The sequence below is a fragment of the Mycobacterium sp. E2699 genome (assembly GCF_001666745.1).
Taxonomy (GTDB): Bacteria; Actinomycetota; Actinomycetes; order Mycobacteriales; family Mycobacteriaceae; genus Mycobacterium.
This window is the reverse complement of record NZ_LZJH01000063.1, coordinates 18,602-36,077: the sequence shown is the minus strand read 5'-3', so window position 1 is coordinate 36,077 and position 17,476 is coordinate 18,602. Positions and strand designations below refer to the sequence as shown.

At 70.2% G+C, this 17,476-nt stretch carries 12 protein-coding genes; 8 read left to right on the top strand and 4 right to left on the bottom strand.

Annotated features, from left to right (window positions below):
* Nucleotides 1-38: 38 nt before the first annotated feature.
* The 3 genes from A5696_RS09910 to A5696_RS09900 form a co-directional block, all read right to left on the bottom strand.
* Nucleotides 39-944: an alpha/beta fold hydrolase gene (locus A5696_RS09910; RefSeq protein WP_067877156.1), complete on the bottom strand. Its 906-nt coding sequence runs from the start codon at nt 942-944 to the stop codon at nt 39-41.
* 10 nt (nt 945-954) lie between these two features.
* Nucleotides 955-2,301, bottom strand: a complete 1,347-nt coding sequence (locus A5696_RS09905) for an AarF/ABC1/UbiB kinase family protein (RefSeq protein ID WP_067877153.1) — start codon at nt 2,299-2,301, stop codon at nt 955-957.
* Between the two features lie 88 nt (nt 2,302-2,389).
* Entirely contained in the window at nt 2,390-2,980 is a 591-nt protein-coding gene (locus A5696_RS09900) for a DinB family protein (protein ID WP_067877150.1), read from the bottom strand.
* A 58-nt stretch (nt 2,981-3,038) separates the two neighbouring features.
* On the opposite strand from A5696_RS09900, the gene A5696_RS09895 reads away from it, so the two are divergent.
* From A5696_RS09895 to rplL, 5 genes are all read left to right on the top strand, one after another.
* Complete coding sequence (locus A5696_RS09895) at nt 3,039-7,223, top strand: NEW3 domain-containing protein (RefSeq protein WP_067877147.1); 4,185 nt, start codon at nt 3,039-3,041, stop codon at nt 7,221-7,223.
* On the top strand, nt 7,220-7,837 hold the full coding sequence (locus A5696_RS09890; protein WP_067877145.1) for a malonyl CoA-ACP transacylase: 618 nt from the start codon (nt 7,220-7,222) through the stop codon (nt 7,835-7,837). The genes A5696_RS09895 and A5696_RS09890 overlap by 4 nt, the downstream gene beginning before the upstream one ends.
* The gene (locus A5696_RS09885) at nt 7,837-8,751 is read left to right on the top strand and encodes an ROK family protein (protein ID WP_067877142.1); all 915 of its coding nucleotides are present in this window, start codon (nt 7,837-7,839) and stop codon (nt 8,749-8,751) included. The genes A5696_RS09890 and A5696_RS09885 overlap by 1 nt, the downstream gene beginning before the upstream one ends.
* Nucleotides 8,752-8,982: 231 nt before the next feature.
* Nucleotides 8,983-9,588, top strand: a complete 606-nt coding sequence (rplJ, locus tag A5696_RS09880) for a 50S ribosomal protein L10 (protein WP_067877139.1) — start codon at nt 8,983-8,985, stop codon at nt 9,586-9,588.
* A gap of 32 nt (nt 9,589-9,620) precedes the next feature.
* Nucleotides 9,621-10,013: a 50S ribosomal protein L7/L12 gene (gene rplL / locus A5696_RS09875; protein WP_067877137.1), complete on the top strand. Its 393-nt coding sequence runs from the start codon at nt 9,621-9,623 to the stop codon at nt 10,011-10,013.
* A 54-nt stretch (nt 10,014-10,067) separates the two neighbouring features.
* Here the strand turns inward: rplL and A5696_RS09870 are convergent, their stop codons facing one another.
* On the bottom strand, nt 10,068-10,736 hold the full coding sequence (locus A5696_RS09870; protein WP_067877398.1) for a TetR/AcrR family transcriptional regulator: 669 nt from the start codon (nt 10,734-10,736) through the stop codon (nt 10,068-10,070).
* 83 nt (nt 10,737-10,819) lie between these two features.
* Between A5696_RS09870 and A5696_RS09865 the strand changes: the two genes are divergently transcribed.
* The 3 genes from A5696_RS09865 (at nt 10,820) to A5696_RS09855 (ending at nt 17,439) form a co-directional block, all read left to right on the top strand.
* Nucleotides 10,820-12,313, top strand: coding sequence for a carotenoid oxygenase family protein (locus tag A5696_RS09865; protein WP_067877134.1), 1,494 nt, complete (start codon nt 10,820-10,822; stop codon nt 12,311-12,313).
* A 169-nt stretch (nt 12,314-12,482) separates the two neighbouring features.
* A complete protein-coding gene (locus A5696_RS09860; protein WP_067877130.1) occupies nt 12,483-13,496 on the top strand; it encodes an ABC transporter ATP-binding protein in 1,014 nt (337 codons plus the stop codon).
* Between the two features lie 421 nt (nt 13,497-13,917).
* Nucleotides 13,918-17,439: a DNA-directed RNA polymerase subunit beta gene (locus A5696_RS09855; protein WP_156738322.1), complete on the top strand. Its 3,522-nt coding sequence runs from the start codon at nt 13,918-13,920 to the stop codon at nt 17,437-17,439.
* The last annotated feature ends 37 nt before the right edge of the window (nt 17,440-17,476 follow it).

Here is a 17,476-nt window from a genome sequence, read left to right as displayed (position 1 = left end):
ATCGACAGGGTGCTGAAGAAAGCCGCCCGACGCTGGCCTCAGCCGGCCTCGGCGAAGTTGCCGGTCAGCACGTTGATCAACCGATCCCACAGTTGCTGGGGCAGGTCGTGGCCCATGCCGTCGAATAAGAATAGTCGAGCGCCGTCGATGGCGCGTGCGACTGCGCGTCCGCCCGAGGGACGCATCAGTTTATCGGCCCGGCCGTGCAGGACCACGGTCGGTGCGACCGTCCGCCTGTTGTAGCCGAGCAGGCTGCCGCTCGCCATGATCGCGCTGAAGTGCCGGGCGACGCCCCACGGGTAGTAGCAGCGTTCGTAGCCCTCGATGGCCTCGGCGCGGACCTGCTGCTCGGGCGCCCGGTAGCGCGGGCTGCCGGTGATCTCGGTGACGCGCACGACGTTGTCGACGATCACGTCGCGCGGCGATCCGGGCGGCGGGCCTTTGAGGACCGCCAGCAGGGCGCGCGGCGCCGGCGGCGGCAGGAACGGGCGGTTGTTGCTGGAGAAGATGACCGCCAGGCTCCTGGTCCGCTCGGCGAAACGCCCCGCGAAGACCTGCGCGATCATGCCGCCCATCGACGCCCCGACGATGTGCGCGCGTTCGATGCCCAGGTGATCGAGCACCGCGGCGGCGTCGTCGGCCAGGTCCTCCAGCGCGTAAGCCGCCTCGCCGCGCAGCCCGAACCAGAACCGCAGCAGCCGCGGGACCATGGGCTGGCCGGCGCCCGCCTTGGGGGTCTTGCTGGACAGGCCGACGTCGCGGTTGTCGTAGCGGATGACCCGCAGGCCCTGGGCGACGAGCTTCTCGCAGAACCCCGTCCGCCACAGCAGCAGCTGGGCGCCCAAACCCATGATCAGCAGGACGGGCGGGTGGTCGACGTCGCCCATGTCCTCGTAATACAGCTTCAGGTCGCCCGAGATGGCATGCCCGTTACGGATTTCCATCGGGCCGCCCCTAGACCTCCACGTCGCTTTGGTGCTCGCGGCTGACCTCGACCATGAAATTGGCGAAGTAACCCGTCAGCTGCGGGTCCGACATCATCTGCCACTTCGGTGCCAGCAGCTTCATGTACCGCTCGACGTAGAGGAACTGCTTGCCGATCAACACCAGCTCCCGGGGCAGCTTGACGTCGTAGGCGTCGGCGAGCGCCGACAGCTGCCGCCCGATGTCGGCGTAGGACATGTCGCCCAGCGTCTGCATGGTCAGCGGGGTGGCGAACTTTTCCAGGTCCTTGGCGGCCTCGGCCTCTGGCCTCATGGTGCCGACGGCGCCCATCAGCACGACGATCTTGCCGGCCGAGGCGTGGTCCTTCTTCACCAGCAGCGCATACACCAGCTCGCGCAGCAGCCAGCGGGTGCGGGGGTCGATGCGGCCCATGATGCCGAAGTCGAAGAACACGATGCGGCCCTCGTCGTCGACGTACAGGTTCCCGGCGTGCAGGTCGCCGTGGAAGAGCCCGTGTCGCAGCCCGCCCTCGAAAAGCGAGAACAGCAGCGCCTTGACCAGCTCGGTGCCGTCGAAGCCGGCCTGGCGGATGGCCTTGACGTCGTCGATGCGGATGCCGTGCACCCGCTCCATCGTCAGCACCCGGTCGCTGGTGAAGTCCCAGAACACCTGCGGCACCCGGATGTTCTTGCCCAGCGGCGAGGCGTGCAGGTGGGAGACCCAGGCCTCCATCGACTGGGCCTCGAGGCGGAAGTTCAGCTCCTCGGCCAGGTTGTCGGAGAAGTCGGCGACCACGTCCTGCGCCGACAGGCGGCGTCCCAGCTTGGCCAGCTCGACGGCCTGGGCGAACCGCTTGAGGATCTGCAGGTCGGCGGCGACCCGGCGCCGGATACCCGGGCGCTGGATCTTGACGACGACCTCCTCGCCGCTGTGCAGGGTCGCGTAGTGCACCTGCGCGATGGACGCCGACGCGAACGGAGTTTCGTCCCACTTGGCGAACAGGTCGGCGGGGTCGCCGCCGAGCTCCTCGACGAAGAGCTTGTGCACCTCTTTCGGGTCGGCGGGCGGCACCCGGTCGAGCAGCCCGCGAAATTCGCGGGACAGCGACTCGCCGAACGCGCCGGGACTCGAGGCGATGATCTGTCCGAATTTCACGTACGTCGGCCCGAGGTCGGCGAACGTGTCCGGGAGCTGCTTGATCACCTTCTGCTGCCACGGCCCCCTGCCGGGCAGCTTGGTGACGACGCGGGCGGCGGCGCGGGTGACCTGCCAACCGGTGGCTGCTACCCGGGCCGCTTCGACCGGCAGCGGCACCCGGTCGAGCTTGGCCACCTCGCGGTGTTTGGTAGTAGTCATTCCAGCAGTCTGCCAAATCGTGGCTGTCAAGTCCCAATTGCTGTGAGCGCGCTCACCGGGCCCCGGCGAGGGCGAAGTGCGCGGTCCGCTACTTCTTCCAGGGCCGGACCCATCCTTCGATCTCCCAGTTCTCCAGACCGGCGATCAACTCGTACATGGTGGCGCCGTCGATGGTCTCCCGGACGATGTCGGCGTGCCCGGCGTGGCGCGCCAGCTCGTTGATCGCGTGCAGGATCACCCAGCGCACCGACCAGGCCTTCTGATTCTTGGGGAACCAGGGGATGTCCTGGGGAACGGGCACCGCGGCGTCGAGGTCGGCGGTGTCGACCAGCCGCAGCGATTCGGCGTTCTGGGCCTCGAAGGCGGCCAGCAGCCCGGCCAGCGTCTCGTCGGGCCGCATCACGTGCTGGTCGCCGAATTCCTTGGTGATCTCGTCGAACGGCCGCGGGTCCTTCGGCGGCGCCTCCGGTGCGGCGGCGACCCGCGCCATCCAGTTGCGCTGCATGGCGGTGACGTGCTTGATCAACCCGCCGACCGAGAGCGCGCTGGCCGACGGCGTCGAGCGGGCCTGTTCGTCGGTGAGGCCGTAAGAGACGGCGAAATAAGCGCTTTGGTGGAACGCCAGGAATTCGCGCAGGGCGTTGCGTTCGTCGGTGACGGGCGGGGCGAGGGCGGGCATGACCAGATCCTAGGTCCAGATGCCGACACCGCCGCCCCTCGCGTCGTAAGGTGCGGGGGTGCAGGTGATTTCGGCGGGCTCGACCGAGCTTTTCGTCGGGCCGCCGGACGCGCCGCTGCAGCTGGCGCGCGTGGACGTGGCGGGCTGCGCCGAGCCGACCCCGATCCGCATCGACGGCGACGGCCTGAGCGGCGAGGCGGTGGCCCCGGCCGGGGCCGGGGTCGTCGAGGTGCCGGTCACGGTCGACGGTGCGGCCGTCGGTCAGCGCCGGGCCGCGCGGGTGCGAGCCGGTTCGGTCACCGCGCCATTCGAGTTCACGGTCGCCGAGCCGGGGTGGACCATGTTCATGGTCAGCCACTTCCACTACGACCCGGTCTGGTGGAACACCCAGGGCGCCTACACCAGCGAGTGGGCCGAAGACCCGCCGGGGCGGCAGACCAACGGCTTCGAGCTGGTCCACGCGCACCTGGAGATGGCGCGCCGCGAGCCCGAATACAAGTTCGTGCTGGCCGAGGTGGACTACCTCAAGCCGTACTGGGACACCCACCCCGAGGACCGTGCCGACCTGCGCCGGTTCCTGGCCGAGGGCCGCGTCGAGGTGATGGGCGGCACCTACAACGAACCCAACACCAACCTCACGGGACCGGAAACCACCATCCGGAACCTGGTGCACGGCAGCGGGTTTCAGCGCCGCGTGCTGGGCGCCGACCCGGCCACCGCGTGGCAGCTCGACGTGTTCGGCCACGACCCGCAGTTCCCCGGCATGGCCGCCGACGCCGGCCTGACGTCGAGCTCGTGGGCCCGCGGGCCGCACCACCAATGGGGCCCGGGCGGCGGCATCGAACGCATGCAGTTCTGCAGCGAGTTCGAGTGGATCGCGCCGTCGGGTCGCGGCCTGCTCACCCACTACATGCCCGCGCACTACGGGGCCGGGTGGGGGATGGACGAGTCGGCCTCGCTCGCCGAGGCCGAGGCCGCCACCTTCGCGCTGTTCGATCGGCTCAAGAAGGTGGCCCTGACGCGCAACGTGCTGCTGCCCGTGGGTACCGACTACACCCCGCCGAACAAGTGGGTGACCGCCATCCACCGCGACTGGGCCGCGCGCTACACCTGGCCGCGGTTCGTGTGCGCGCTGCCGCGCGAGTTCTTCGCCGCGGTGCGCGCCGAGCTGGCGCAGCGCGGGCGCGAGCCGTCGCCGCAAACCCGCGACATGAACCCGATCTACACGGGCAAGGACGTGTCCTACATCGACACCAAGCAGGCCAACCGGGCCGCCGAGAACGCTGTGCTTGCCGGCGAGCGGTTCGCCGTGTTCGCCGCGCTTATGACGGGCGCCGAGTATCCGCAGCCCGCGTTCGCCAAGGCGTGGGTGCAGCTGGCCTACGGCGCGCACCACGACGCCATCACCGGCTCGGAGTCCGACCAGGTCTACCTGGACCTGCTGACCGGCTGGCGCGACGCCTGGGAGCTGGGGCGGGCGGCCCGCGACAACTCGCTGGCGCGCTTGTCGGCCCTGGTGGTCGGTCAGGTCCTTGGTGACCTCGTGGTGTGGAACCCCCTGGCGCACAGGCGCTCCGACGTCGTGACCGCCCGCCTCGACCCGTCGCCGACCGCCGGGGTTCGGGTGCTCGACCCCGACGGTGTCGAGGTGCCCGCGCACGTCGAACACGACGGGCGCTCGGTCACCTGGCTGGCGCGCGACGTGCCGTCGCTGGGCTGGCGCGCCTACCGGCTGGCGCCTGCCGACCACGCGAACGGCTGGGAATCCATGGCGGGCACGGCGATCGGCAACGAGCACTACCGGCTGGAGGTCGACCCGCGCCGCGGCGGAGGGGTGGTGTCCCTGGTGCGGGAGGGCCGGCAGCTCATCGCCGCCGGCCGGGTGGGCAACGAGCTGGCGCTCTACGAGGAGTACCCGGCGCACCCGCAGCAGGGGGAGGGGCCGTGGCACCTGCTGCCCAAGGGCCCGGTCGTCTGCTCGTCGGAAGCGCCGGCGCGGGTGCGGGCGTACCGCGGCCCGCTCGGTCAGCGACTGGTGGTGCGCGGCCGCGTCGGCGGACTGCTGCGCTACACCCAAACCCTCACGCTGTGGCACGGGGTGGACCGGCTGGACTGCCGCACCGCCATCGACGAATTCACCGGTGCAGACACCTTGTTGCGGCTGCGCTGGCCGTGTCCGGTGCCCGGCGCCATGCCGGTCAGCGAGGTGGGCGACGCCGTCGTCGGGCGGGGCTTCGCGTTGCTGCATGACGGGGACCGCTCCGTGGACACCGCACAGCACCCGTGGACGCTGGACAACCCGGCCTACGGGTGGTTCGGGCTGTCCTCGGCGGTGCGCGTTCGGGTCGGCGACGACGTGCGGGCGGTGTCGGTGGCCGAGGTGGTGACGCCGGCCGAGTCGGTGTCCGGGCCGCTGGCCCGCGAGCTGATGGTCGCGCTGGTCCGCGCCGGCGTCACGGCCACCTGCAGCGGCGCCGACCGGCCGCGCTACGGCTGTCTCGACGTCGACTCCAACCTGCCCGACGTCCGGATCGCGCTAGGCGGCCCCGCCCGCAACTCCTTCGCCAAAGCCGTTCTGGCACAAGCAGATCCGCAATATACCGCCGAGCTCGATCGTCAGCTGGCGGCGACGGGTCGGGCCCGGGTCTGGGTGCCGGCCGAGGCCCCGCTGGCGGCGGCCTGGGTGCCCGGCGCGGACCTTCGATCGCCGCGGGCGCTGCCCGTCCTCGTGGTCGACGGTGACCCGGGGCTCCCCGACGACGGCCTGGCCGCCGCGATCGCGTCGGTGGTCGACGACCTCGGCGACTTCGAGATCGTGGTCGCCCAGGACCCGCGGCGGGCGCCGCCGGGCATGCAACGCTTCGAATCCCACACCGTCGCGCTGCTCAACCGCGGGGTGCCGAGCTTCGCCGTGGACACCGACGGCACCCTGCACACCGCGCTGATGCGGTCTTGCACCGGCTGGCCGTCGGGCACCTGGATCGACGATCCGCGCCGCACCGCCCCCGACGGATCCAACTTCCAGCTTCAGCACTGGACGCACGCCTTCGAATACGCATTGGTCAGCGGCGACGGCGACTGGCGTCAAGCCGAAATCCCAAGCCGCGCCGCACAATTCGCCGATCCGCTGCTGGCGGTCGTCCCGGGCGGGGCACGCGGGGGGCTGGCGCCGTGCGGTTCGCTGCTGCACGTGGAACCGGCCAACACGGTGCAGCTGGGCGCCCTCAAGGCGGCCGGCAACCCGCTGACGACCGGCAGCGCGCGGCCCGTCGACCCCGGCGCGGTAGCCCTGCGATTGGTGGAAACCACCGGAAACGGCGTCCGCGTCGACCTCGGCTCGGGGCCGGGCACGGTGCGCGGGCTGCAGTTCGCCGACCTGCTGGAAAATCCGGGCCGCGACACGACGTCGATAGACCTGCACGGCTACCAGATCGCCACCGTGCTGGCCCGTCTCGAAATACCCTCGTTTTCAACGGCTTCTGAGCGTTCGGCGCGGCTGGCGCCGGACGCGGAGGCCGCTCAGCCGCTGTACGCCCGTTACTGGCTGCACAACCGCGGACCCGCGCCGCTGGGGGGGTTGCCGGCCGTCGCGCACCTGCACCCCCGGCGGGTGACGGCCGTGCCGGGCGGCCAGGTGGCGCTGCGGCTCACCGCGGCCAGTGATTGCAGCGACGCCGCGCTCGCCGGCGCGGTGACCCTGGTGTGTCCGGACGGCTGGTCGGCCGCACCGGCCGAGCTGCCGTTCAGGCTGCGCGCCGGCGAGCACCGCGAGGCCGACCTGGTGCTGTCGGTCCCGCCGCGCGCGCGACCCGGCCTGTACCCGGTGCGCGCCCAGCTGGGCCTCACGGGGGACGACGTTTCCGCGGCCTGGCGGCAGGTGGTCGAGGACGTGTGCGTGGTCGAGGTGGGCGACTGTGCCGAGGCGGAGCTGCTCCACCTCGTCGACGGGCCGGCCGACGTCGAGCTCGCGGCGGGCGGGACGGCCCGGCTGGCCGTGACGGTGGGTTCCCACGCCCGGGCCGACCTGGCGCTGGAGGGGCACTTGATCAGCCCCTGGGGCACGTGGGAGTGGATCGGCCCGGCCGCGCTCGGTGCGGTGCTGCCCGCCGGGGGCGCGGTCGAGCTCGGCTTCGACGTGGCGCCGCCGCCGTGGCTGGACCCCGGCCGGTGGTGGGCGCTGGTCCGGGTGGGCTGCGCCGGCCGGCTGCTCTATTCGCCGGCGGTGCGGGTGACGGTGACATGAGCGCCCGGGTGGTGGCGACCGTCGCCGGGGAGCCGGTGCCCGTCGAGGAGGTCGACGCGGCCGAGGCGCGGCTGCGGGACCGCCCGGGCGCGGCCGCGCTGCCGGCGAGCGGCACCGCCGAGGGCCGGCAGCTGCGGCGCTGGCTCACCCAGCTGCTCGTGACCGAGCGGGTGGTCGCCGCCGAGGCCGCCGCGCGCGGCCTGACCGCGCGGGGCGCCCCGGCCGAGGCCGAGCTGCTGCCCGACGTGACCGCCCGGCTGGAGATCGGCAGCGTCGCCGCCGCCGCGCTGGCCGACCCGCGGGCGCGGGCGCTGTTCGCCGACGTCACCGCCGCGGTCGGGATCGGCGACGACGACGTCGCCGCCTACCACGCCCGCAACCCGCTGCGGTTCGCCGCGCCGCTTTCCGGCCCGCACGGCTGGCGGGCGCCCGCGCGGGTCGGGCCCCCGCTGGAGGAGGTGCGCCCGGCGATCGCCGAGCACCTGCGGGGCGCCGCGCGGCGCCGCGCCTTCCGGGTGTGGCTGGACGCCCGGCGGGCGGCGCTGGTCCGGCTCGCGCCCGGATACGAGCATCCCGGCGACCCGCGCCAACCCGACAACACCCACCGCCACTGATGACCGCGCTCACCCTTTGCCTGGACATCGGCGGCACAAAAATCGCTGCCGCCCTGGCCGATCCCGAAGGCACCCTGGTGCACACCGCCATCCGGCCCACGCCCGCCGGCGGCGCAGCCGAGGAGGTTTGGGCCGCGGTCGCGGCGAGCATCGCCGACGCGATGCGCGTCGCCGACGGTCCCGTCACGGCCGTCGGCATCGGTTCGGCCGGGCCCATCGACCTGCCCGGAGGGAGCGTCAGCCCGATCAATATCCGGTCCTGGCGCGGCTTCCCGCTGCGCGACCGGGTCGCCGCCGCGGTCCCGGGCGTGCCGGTCCGGCTCGGCGGCGACGGCGTGTGCATGGCGCTGGGTGAGCACTGGCGCGGTGCGGGCCGCGACGCGCGCTTCATGCTCGGCATGGTGGTGTCGACGGGCGTGGGCGGGGGATTGGTGCTCGACGGCGTCCCGTACACCGGGCGCACCGGCAACGCCGGCCACGTCGGGCACGTGGTCGTCGAACAGGACGGCCGGGCGTGCGCGTGCGGGGGCCGTGGCTGCGTCGAGACCGTCGCGGCCGGCCCGGCGCTGGTGCGCTGGGCGCGGGACAACGGCTGGTCGGCGCCGCCCGGAGCCGGCGCGAGGGACCTGGCCGCCGCTGCGGCGACCGGCGATCCGCTGGCGGTGCGGGCGTTCCGCCGGGGCGCCACCGCGCTCGCGGCGATGATCGCGTCGGTCGGGGCGGTGTGCGACCTCGACCTCGTCGTCATCGGGGGCGGCGTCGCCAAGTCCGGCGTCGTGCTCTTCGACCCGCTGCGCGCCGCGCTGGCCGATTACGCCGGGCTGGATTTTCTGGCCGCGCTCCGGGTGGTGCCGGCCGGGCTGGGTGGCGAGGCCGGCCTGGTCGGCGCGGCCCGGCTCGCGAGTTTTGGCTGACCGCGGGGCGTCACGCTATTGTGGTGGCGATCCACCGAAGACCGTCGGTCACCGAGCAATCGGTTGAAGGTCCGGGAACATCCCGGCGGCCCACGCAGGAGGACTGAGGCAACTTTCGCCGGCCCGTGCCGGCGCATCTCCACGCCCCGGCCGCTTCCTGCGCCGGGGCGTACTTCCTTCTCAGGCGTTCCTCCGGTGTATCGCGACGACTTTCACCGACAGGAGGTATGCATGGCCAGAGCTGACAAGGCCACCGCCGTTGCAGACATCACGGAGCAGTTCAGGGAGGCGACCGCCACCCTGATCACCGAGTACCGCGGCCTGACCGTGGCCAACCTGGCCGAGCTGCGCCGTTCGCTGGCGGGATCGGCCACCTACACCGTGGCGAAGAACACGCTGATCAAGCGGGCCGCGTCGGAGGCCGGGATCGAGGGCCTCGACGAGCTGTTCGCCGGCCCGACGGCCATCGCGTTCGTCAGCGGGGAGCCGGTTGACGCCGCCAAGGCCATCAAGACCTTCGCCAAGGACAACAAGGCCCTGGTCATCAAGGGCGGCTACATGGATGGCCACCCGCTGACGGTCGCCGAGGTCGAGCGCATCGCGGACCTGGAGTCCCGCGAGGTGCTGCTGGCCAAGCTGGCCGGAGCGATGAAGGGCAACCTCGCCAAGGCGGCCGGCCTGTTCGCCGCCCCGGCCTCGCAGATGGCCCGGCTCGCGGCCGCGCTGCAGGAAAAGAAGGCCACGGAGGCCCCCGCCGCCGCGGCCGAAGCCCCAGCCGAAGCCGCGCCCGAAGCCGAAGCCCCGGCCGAAGCCGAAGCACCGGCAGCAGCCGAATAACCCCCAAAACCCCAAACCAGGAAGGACCCACAATGGCAAAGATGTCTACCGACGACCTGCTCGACGCGTTCAAGGAAATGACGCTGCTCGAGCTCTCCGACTTCGTCAAGAAGTTCGAGGAGACCTTCGAGGTCACCGCGGCCGCCCCGGTCGCCGTCGCTGCGGCGGGCCCCGCCGCCGGTGGCGCGCCCGCCGAGGCCGCCGAGGAGCAGTCGGAGTTCGACGTCATCCTCGAGGCCGCCGGCGACAAGAAGATCGGCGTGATCAAGGTGGTGCGCGAGATCGTCTCCGGCCTGGGCCTCAAGGAGGCCAAGGACCTCGTCGACGGCGCCCCCAAGCCGCTGTTGGAGAAGGTCGCCAAGGAGGCCGCCGACGACGCCAAGGCCAAGCTCGAGGCCGCCGGCGCCACGGTCACCGTCAAGTAGTTCCGTTCACGAAACCCCCGGACCGCCCCGGCGGGCCCCGGGGGTTTCGTGCGCTCAGTGGCCGCCGAAGGCCGCGCGTCGTGACTTTTCGATGCGCTCTGGTGAATCCCCCAGAGCAACAAGGAAATTCGACGTCATCGAGCCGAGTACCGGCGCGACGGCCGCGCCGTCCTCTCCGTAGAAGCCGGCCAATTCGAGCATCACGAACCCGTGCACCAACGCCCAGAACTGCGCGGACGTGGTCACGATCGCTTCATCGGCCGCGATTTCGATTCGGCCCGCCCGCGCGCAGCGCCGCACGGCGCGCACCACGTGCGCGAAGCTGGGGATGTGCTGCTCGATCTCCTCGACCGTCAGCGTCAGTACGTTGCCCGCGGGTGCGGTGATGCCGTGTGCGCTGGTGCTGCCGAACATCAGCCGATACAGGTGCGGGCGCTCGATGGCGTAGCGCCGGTAGGCGGCCCCCAGGGTCAACAGGTCGGCGACCGGGTCGTCGGTCTGTGGCACCGTCAGCGCGGCGTCGAACTGCCGCAGGCCTTCCTCCGCGACCTCGGCGATGAGGCCCCGCATCCCGCCGAAATGGGTGTACACCGCCATCGTCGAGGTCCCCGCGGCGCCGGCCACCCTGCGGGTCTGCAGCGCGTCGGGCCCCTGCTCGTTGAGCAGGCCGACGGCGGCGTGCAGCATCTCGTCGCGAACGCTGCGCTGGGTCTCCGAAGTCATCTTGGGGAACATTATTGCCATGTTCTCATCGCGGGCGTAAGGTTCTCATAACGCTGAAATAACAATGTTATAGGAGCTTGGCAATGACTTCCACGCAGACCGCGCGGTCCCGGAATCCGTACCTCGAGGGCTTTCTGGCGCCGGTGGGCGCCGAGGTGACCGCCACCGACCTGCGGGTCACCGGGCACATCCCCGAGCACCTCGACGGCCGCTATCTGCGCAACGGCCCCAACCCGGCGGAAGAGGTCGACCCGGCCACCTACCACTGGTTCAGCGGCGACGGCATGGTGCACGGCGTCGCGCTGCGCGACGGGAAGGCCCGCTGGTACCGCAACCGCTGGGTGCGCAGCCTGTCGCTGTGCCGCACGCTGGGCGAGCCGGCGCCGGCCCGGCTCGACCCGCGGGCGGGCATGCTTTCGCTGGGCGCCAACACCAACGTCCTGACCCACGCGGGACGGACCCTGGCGCTGGTCGAGGGTGGCGTCGCCAACTACGAGCTGACCGACGAGCTCGACACCGTCGGGACGTGCGACTTCGACGGCACCCTGTCGGGCGGCTACACCGCACATCCGCACCGCGATCCGCGGACCGGCGAATTGCACGCGGTGTCCTATTCGTTTGCCCGCGGGCGCACCGTGCAGTATTCGGTGATCGACACCCGGGGGCGGGCCCGCCGCACCGTCGACATCAAGGTGTCCGGGTCGCCGATGATGCACGACTTCTCGCTGACCGACAAATATGTGGTGATCTACGACCTGCCGGTGACGTTCGACGTGGTGCAGGCGCTGCCGGCGGACATGCCGGGCTGGCTGTCGATGCCGGCCCGCCTGGTGATGCAGTCGCTCATCGGACGCGTCCGGGTGCCGGGCCCGCTCAACGCGATGATGAACCGCGACCCGAAGCACTCCGACCGGATGCCGTACGCGTGGAACCCGAGCTACCCGGCGCGCGTCGGGGTGATGCCCCGCGAGGGTGACAGCTCCGACGTGCGCTGGTTCGACATCGAACCCTGCTACGTCTATCACCCGCTCAACGGCTATTCCGAAACGCGGGGCGGGGCCGAGGTTTTGGTGCTCGACGTGGTCCGCTATTCGCGGATGTTCGACCGCGATCGGCGCGGCCCCGGCGAGGCGCCGCCGACGCTCGAGCGCTGGACCGTCAACCTGGCCAGCGGCGCCGTGTCCACCGAATGCCGCGACGACCGGCCGCAGGAGTTCCCCCGCATCAACGAGGCCCTGCTCGGCCGGCAACACCGCTACGGCTACACCGTCGGTGCATCCTTCCAGGGCGACGAGCCGGCGCTGTACAAGCACGACTACGCGTCCGGGTCCTGCGAGGTCGCCGCGCTCGATCCCGCCCTTGTGCTCGGCGAGATGTCTTTCGTCCCGAACCCCGCGGACGGCCCCGGGGACCGAGCCGAGGACGACGGCGTCCTGATGGGCTACGGCTACCACCGCGACCGCGACGAAGGGCAGCTGGTGTTGCTGGACGCCCAGACCCTCGAATCGGTGGCTACCGTGCACCTGCCGCAGCGGGTGCCGATGGGGTTCCACGGCAACTGGGCGCCGGCTGGCTAACACCCGCGTCAAATAACCGCGCCCCGCGCCGGCGCTCCGATCTCAGGTCGGCCACTTTTTGCCGGCGGCGGCGTCCAACCCTGATGCGGCCCCGCGAGCGTGCGCTACAGTGACTCATGCCACAGAAAAGGGCAGGTGGCGGGCACAAGCGTCGACGGAAGGATCTCCCATGGGCGTCGCTATCGAGGTGAGGGGACTGACCAAGTCCTTCGGTCCCTCGAGGATTTGGGAAGACGTGTCGTTGGATATCCCCGCCGGGGAGGTCAGCGTGCTGCTGGGGCCGTCGGGTACCGGCAAATCGGTGTTCCTGAAGTCGCTGATCGGTCTGCTGCGGCCGGAGCGCGGCTCGATCATGATCGACGGCACGGACATCCTGGAATGCTCGGCCAAGGAGCTGTACGAGATCCGCACCCTGTTCGGGGTGATGTTCCAGGACGGCGCGCTGTTCGGGTCGATGAACCTGTTCGACAACGCGGCGTTCCCGCTGCGCGAGCACACCAAGAAGAAGGAAAGCGAGATCCGTGACATCGTCATGGAGAAGCTGAGCCTGGTGGGTCTGGGCGGCGACGAGAAGAAGTTCCCCGGTGAGATCTCCGGCGGTATGCGCAAGCGCGCCAGCCTGGCCCGGGCGCTGGTGATGGACCCGCAGATCATCCTGTGCGACGAGCCCGACTCGGGTCTGGACCCGGTTCGTACCGCCTACCTGAGCCAGCTGATCCTCGACATCAACGCCCAGATCGACGCCACCGTCCTGATCGTGACGCACAACATCAACATCGCCCGCACCGTGCCGGACAACATGGGCATGCTGTTCCGCCGGAAGCTGGTCATGTTCGGCCCGCGCGAGGTGCTGCTGACCAGCGACGAGCCGGTGGTGCGGCAGTTCCTCAACGGCCGGCGCATCGGCCCGATCGGCATGTCCGAGGAAAAGGACGAGGCGACCATGGCCGAAGAGCAGGCCCTGCTCGACGCGGGCCACCACGCCGGCGGTGTGGAGGAAATCGAGGGCGTGCCGCCGCAGATCGTCGCGACGCCGGGCATGCCGGAGCGCAAGGCCGTCGCGCGCCGCCAGGCCCGGGTCCGCGAGATTCTGCACACGCTGCCCAAGAAGGCCCAGGCGGCGATCCTCGACGACCTGGAGGGCACCCACAAATACCGCGCGAACGAGTTCGGCGGCGGCTAGCGGCCCGGCGGCGGCCTGGCCCGGCGGTGTCATCTGAGAAATTTGCGATAACTCAGTGCAACTTGCCGCCCCGCCCCCTTGACGACAGGGCGTAAACGGGTCAGTCTGTTGGGCAGCATGTGCTCACGGGAAAGTCGATATGCCAGCCAGCGCCGATGTCCCTGGGCAGTTTGTTGTGGGTAGTTGAGGAATGCGCGCGCCTGCGCTATTGTTGGACGTTGCGCTGGCTACCTCCTGCCCACCTCACCCGCCACTTGACACTGTGGTCTTAGCCTGAGCCCCCACCCCGCGGCTTAGCTACTTAGTTGCGCGCGTGAGATCCGGGCAGTTCGTTCGCCGGCCATACCGAAGAAATTGATGCGGCGAGCAGACCGGTGTTCCCGGTTCCCGTGAGTCGCACGAGGTGCTGGAAGGATGCATCTTGGCAGATTCCCGCCAGAGCAAGCGTCGCCAACAGAGTTCCGAAAACTCAAGTTCCACCAATGGCTCCGTGCCCGGGGCACCTAACCGAGTTTCCTTCGCCAAGCTCCGCGAACCGCTCGAGGTTCCGGGGCTTCTCGACGTGCAGACCGACTCCTTCGAGTGGTTGATCGGCTCGTCGCACTGGCGCGAGGCCGCCGCGGCTCGCGGAGAGGCCAACCCGGTGGGCGGCCTGGAAGAGGTCCTCTACGAGCTCTCGCCGATCGAGGACTTCTCGGGCTCGATGTCGCTGTCCTTCTCTGACCCGCGCTTCGACGAGGTCAAGGCGCCGGTCGACGAGTGCAAAGACAAGGACATGACCTACGCGGCCCCGCTGTTCGTCACGGCCGAGTTCATCAACAACAACACCGGTGAGATCAAGAGCCAGACGGTGTTCATGGGCGACTTCCCGATGATGACCGAGAAGGGCACGTTCATCATCAACGGGACCGAGCGCGTCGTCGTCAGCCAGCTGGTGCGCTCGCCCGGCGTGTACTTCGACGAGACCATCGACAAGTCCACCGAGAAGACGCTGCACAGCGTCAAGGTGATCCCCAGCCGCGGGGCCTGGCTGGAGTTCGACGTCGACAAGCGCGACACCGTCGGCGTGCGCATCGACCGCAAGCGCCGGCAGCCGGTGACCGTGCTGCTCAAGGCGCTCGGCTGGACCGCCGAGCGGATCACCGAGCGGTTCGGTTTCTCCGAGATCATGATGTCGACGCTGGAGAAGGACAACACCGCCGGCACCGACGAGGCGCTGCTGGACATCTACCGCAAGCTGCGTCCGGGCGAGCCGCCGACCAAGGAGTCCGCGCAGACCCTGCTGGAGAACCTGTTCTTCAAGGAGAAGCGCTACGACCTGGCCCGGGTGGGCCGCTACAAGGTCAACAAGAAGCTGGGCCTGAACGCGAAGGATTCCGCGAACCCGATCACGACGACGACGCTGACCGAAGAGGACGTCGTCGCGACCATCGAGTACCTGGTCCGCCTGCACGAGGGCCAGGCCACGATGACCGTCCCCGGCGGCGTCGAGGTGCCGGTGGAGACCGACGACATCGACCACTTCGGCAACCGCCGGCTCCGCACGGTCGGTGAGCTGATCCAGAACCAGATCCGGGTCGGCATGTCCAGGATGGAGCGCGTCGTCCGGGAGCGGATGACGACTCAGGACGTCGAGGCGATCACGCCGCAGACGCTGATCAACATCCGGCCGGTGGTCGCCGCGATCAAGGAGTTCTTCGGCACCAGCCAGCTCTCGCAGTTCATGGACCAGAACAACCCGCTGTCGGGGCTGACCCACAAGCGCCGCCTGTCGGCGCTGGGCCCGGGCGGCCTGTCCCGTGAGCGCGCCGGCCTCGAGGTCCGCGACGTGCACCCGTCGCACTACGGCCGCATGTGCCCGATCGAGACCCCGGAGGGCCCGAACATCGGCCTGATCGGTTCGCTGTCGGTGTATGCCCGGGTCAACCCGTTCGGGTTCATCGAGACGCCGTACCGCAAGGTGGTCGACGGAGTGGTCAGCGACGAGATCGTCTACCTGACCGCCGACGAGGAGGACCGCCACGTGGTGGCGCAGGCCAACTCGCCGATCGACGCCGACGGCCGGTTCGTCGAGGGCCGCGTGCTGGTCCGCCGGAAGGCGGGCGAGGTCGAGTACGTGCCCTCGTCCGAGGTGGACTACATGGACGTCTCGCCGCGCCAGATGGTGTCGGTGGCCACCGCCATGATCCCGTTCCTCGAGCACGACGACGCCAACCGTGCCCTGATGGGTGCCAACATGCAGCGCCAGGCGGTTCCGCTGGTGCGCAGCGAGGCGCCGCTGGTGGGCACCGGCATGGAGCTGCGCGCCGCGATCGACGCCGGCGACGTCGTCGTCGCGGACAAGGCCGGGGTGATCGAGGAGGTCTCCGCCGACTACATCACCGTGATGGCCGACGACGGCACCCGGCACACCTACCGGATGCGCAAGTTCGCCCGGTCCAACCACGGCACGTGCGCGAACCAGTCGCCGATCGTGGACGCCGGTGACCGCGTGGAGGCCGGCCAGGTCATCGCCGACGGTCCGTGCACCGAGAACGGCGAGATGGCGCTGGGCAAGAACCTGCTCGTGGCGATCATGCCGTGGGAGGGCCACAACTACGAGGACGCGATCATCCTCTCCAACCGCCTGGTCGAAGAGGACGTGCTCACCTCGATCCACATCGAGGAGCACGAGATCGACGCCCGCGACACCAAGCTGGGCGCCGAGGAGATCACCCGGGACATCCCGAACGTCTCCGACGAGGTGCTGGCGGACCTGGACGAACGGGGCATCGTGCGCATCGGCGCCGAGGTCCGCGACGGCGACATCCTGGTCGGCAAGGTCACGCCCAAGGGTGAGACCGAGCTGACCCCGGAGGAGCGGCTGCTGCGGGCGATCTTCGGCGAGAAGGCCCGCGAGGTTCGCGACACCTCGCTGAAGGTGCCGCACGGCGAGTCCGGCAAGGTCATCGGCATCCGGGTGTTCTCCCGCGAGGACGACGACGAGCTGCCGGCCGGGGTCAACGAGCTGGTCCGCGTGTACGTGGCCCAGAAGCGCAAGATCTCCGACGGCGACAAGCTCGCCGGCCGGCACGGCAACAAGGGCGTGATCGGGAAGATCCTGGCGCAGGAGGACATGCCGTTCCTCCCGGACGGCACCCCGGTGGACATCATCCTGAACACGCACGGTGTGCCGCGACGGATGAACATCGGCCAGATCCTGGAAACGCACCTCGGCTGGTGCGCGCACAGCGGCTGGAAGGTCGACAGTGGCAACGGCACCCCGGAGTGGGCCGCCAACCTGCCCGAGGACCTGCTGCACGCGGAGCCCAACGCCATCGTGTCGACGCCGGTGTTCGACGGCGCGCAGGAGGCCGAGCTGCAGGGCCTGCTGTCCGCCACGCTGCCCAACCGCGACGGCGACGTGCTGGTGAACGGCGACGGCAAGGCGGTGCTGTTCGACGGCCGCAGCGGCGAGCCGTTCCCGTACCCGGTGACCGTCGGCTTCATGTACATCATGAAGCTGCACCACCTGGTGGACGACAAGATCCACGCCCGCTCCACCGGCCCGTACTCGATGATCACCCAGCAGCCGCTGGGTGGTAAGGCGCAGTTCGGTGGCCAGCGGTTCGGCGAGATGGAGTGCTGGGCCATGCAGGCCTACGGCGCCGCGTACACGCTGCAGGAGCTGTTGACCATCAAGTCCGACGACACCGTCGGCCGGGTCAAGGTCTACGAGGCGATCGTCAAGGGCGAGAACATCCCGGAGCCGGGCATCCCCGAGTCGTTCAAGGTGCTGCTCAAGGAGCTGCAGTCGCTGTGCCTCAACGTCGAGGTGCTGTCGTCCGACGGCGCGGCCATAGAGCTGCGCGAGGGCGAGGACGAGGACCTGGAGCGGGCCGCGGCCAACCTGGGAATCAACCTGTCCCGCAACGAATCCGCCTCCGTAGAAGATCTGGCTTAGTGGACTTGGCAACACAATTACTAAACCCGCAAGGGGA

Excerpts from the sequence above, each read along its gene's own strand:
- A5696_RS09870 (WP_067877398.1), bottom strand. The coding sequence starts at position 10,736 with ATGACTTCGGAGACCCAGCGCAGCGTTCGCGACGAGATGCTGCACGCC.
- A5696_RS09905 (WP_067877153.1), bottom strand. The coding sequence starts at position 2,301 with ATGACTACTACCAAACACCGCGAGGTGGCCAAGCTCGACCGGGTGCCG.
- A5696_RS09890 (WP_067877145.1), top strand. The coding sequence starts at position 7,220 with ATGAGCGCCCGGGTGGTGGCGACCGTCGCCGGGGAGCCGGTGCCCGTC.
- A5696_RS09910 (WP_067877156.1), bottom strand. The coding sequence starts at position 944 with ATGGAAATCCGTAACGGGCATGCCATCTCGGGCGACCTGAAGCTGTAT.
- rplL (WP_067877137.1), top strand. The coding sequence starts at position 9,621 with ATGGCAAAGATGTCTACCGACGACCTGCTCGACGCGTTCAAGGAAATG.
- A5696_RS09860 (WP_067877130.1), top strand. The coding sequence starts at position 12,483 with ATGGGCGTCGCTATCGAGGTGAGGGGACTGACCAAGTCCTTCGGTCCC.
- rplJ (WP_067877139.1), top strand. The coding sequence starts at position 8,983 with ATGGCCAGAGCTGACAAGGCCACCGCCGTTGCAGACATCACGGAGCAG.
- A5696_RS09885 (WP_067877142.1), top strand. The coding sequence starts at position 7,837 with ATGACCGCGCTCACCCTTTGCCTGGACATCGGCGGCACAAAAATCGCT.
- A5696_RS09900 (WP_067877150.1), bottom strand. The coding sequence starts at position 2,980 with ATGCCCGCCCTCGCCCCGCCCGTCACCGACGAACGCAACGCCCTGCGC.
- A5696_RS09865 (WP_067877134.1), top strand. The coding sequence starts at position 10,820 with ATGACTTCCACGCAGACCGCGCGGTCCCGGAATCCGTACCTCGAGGGC.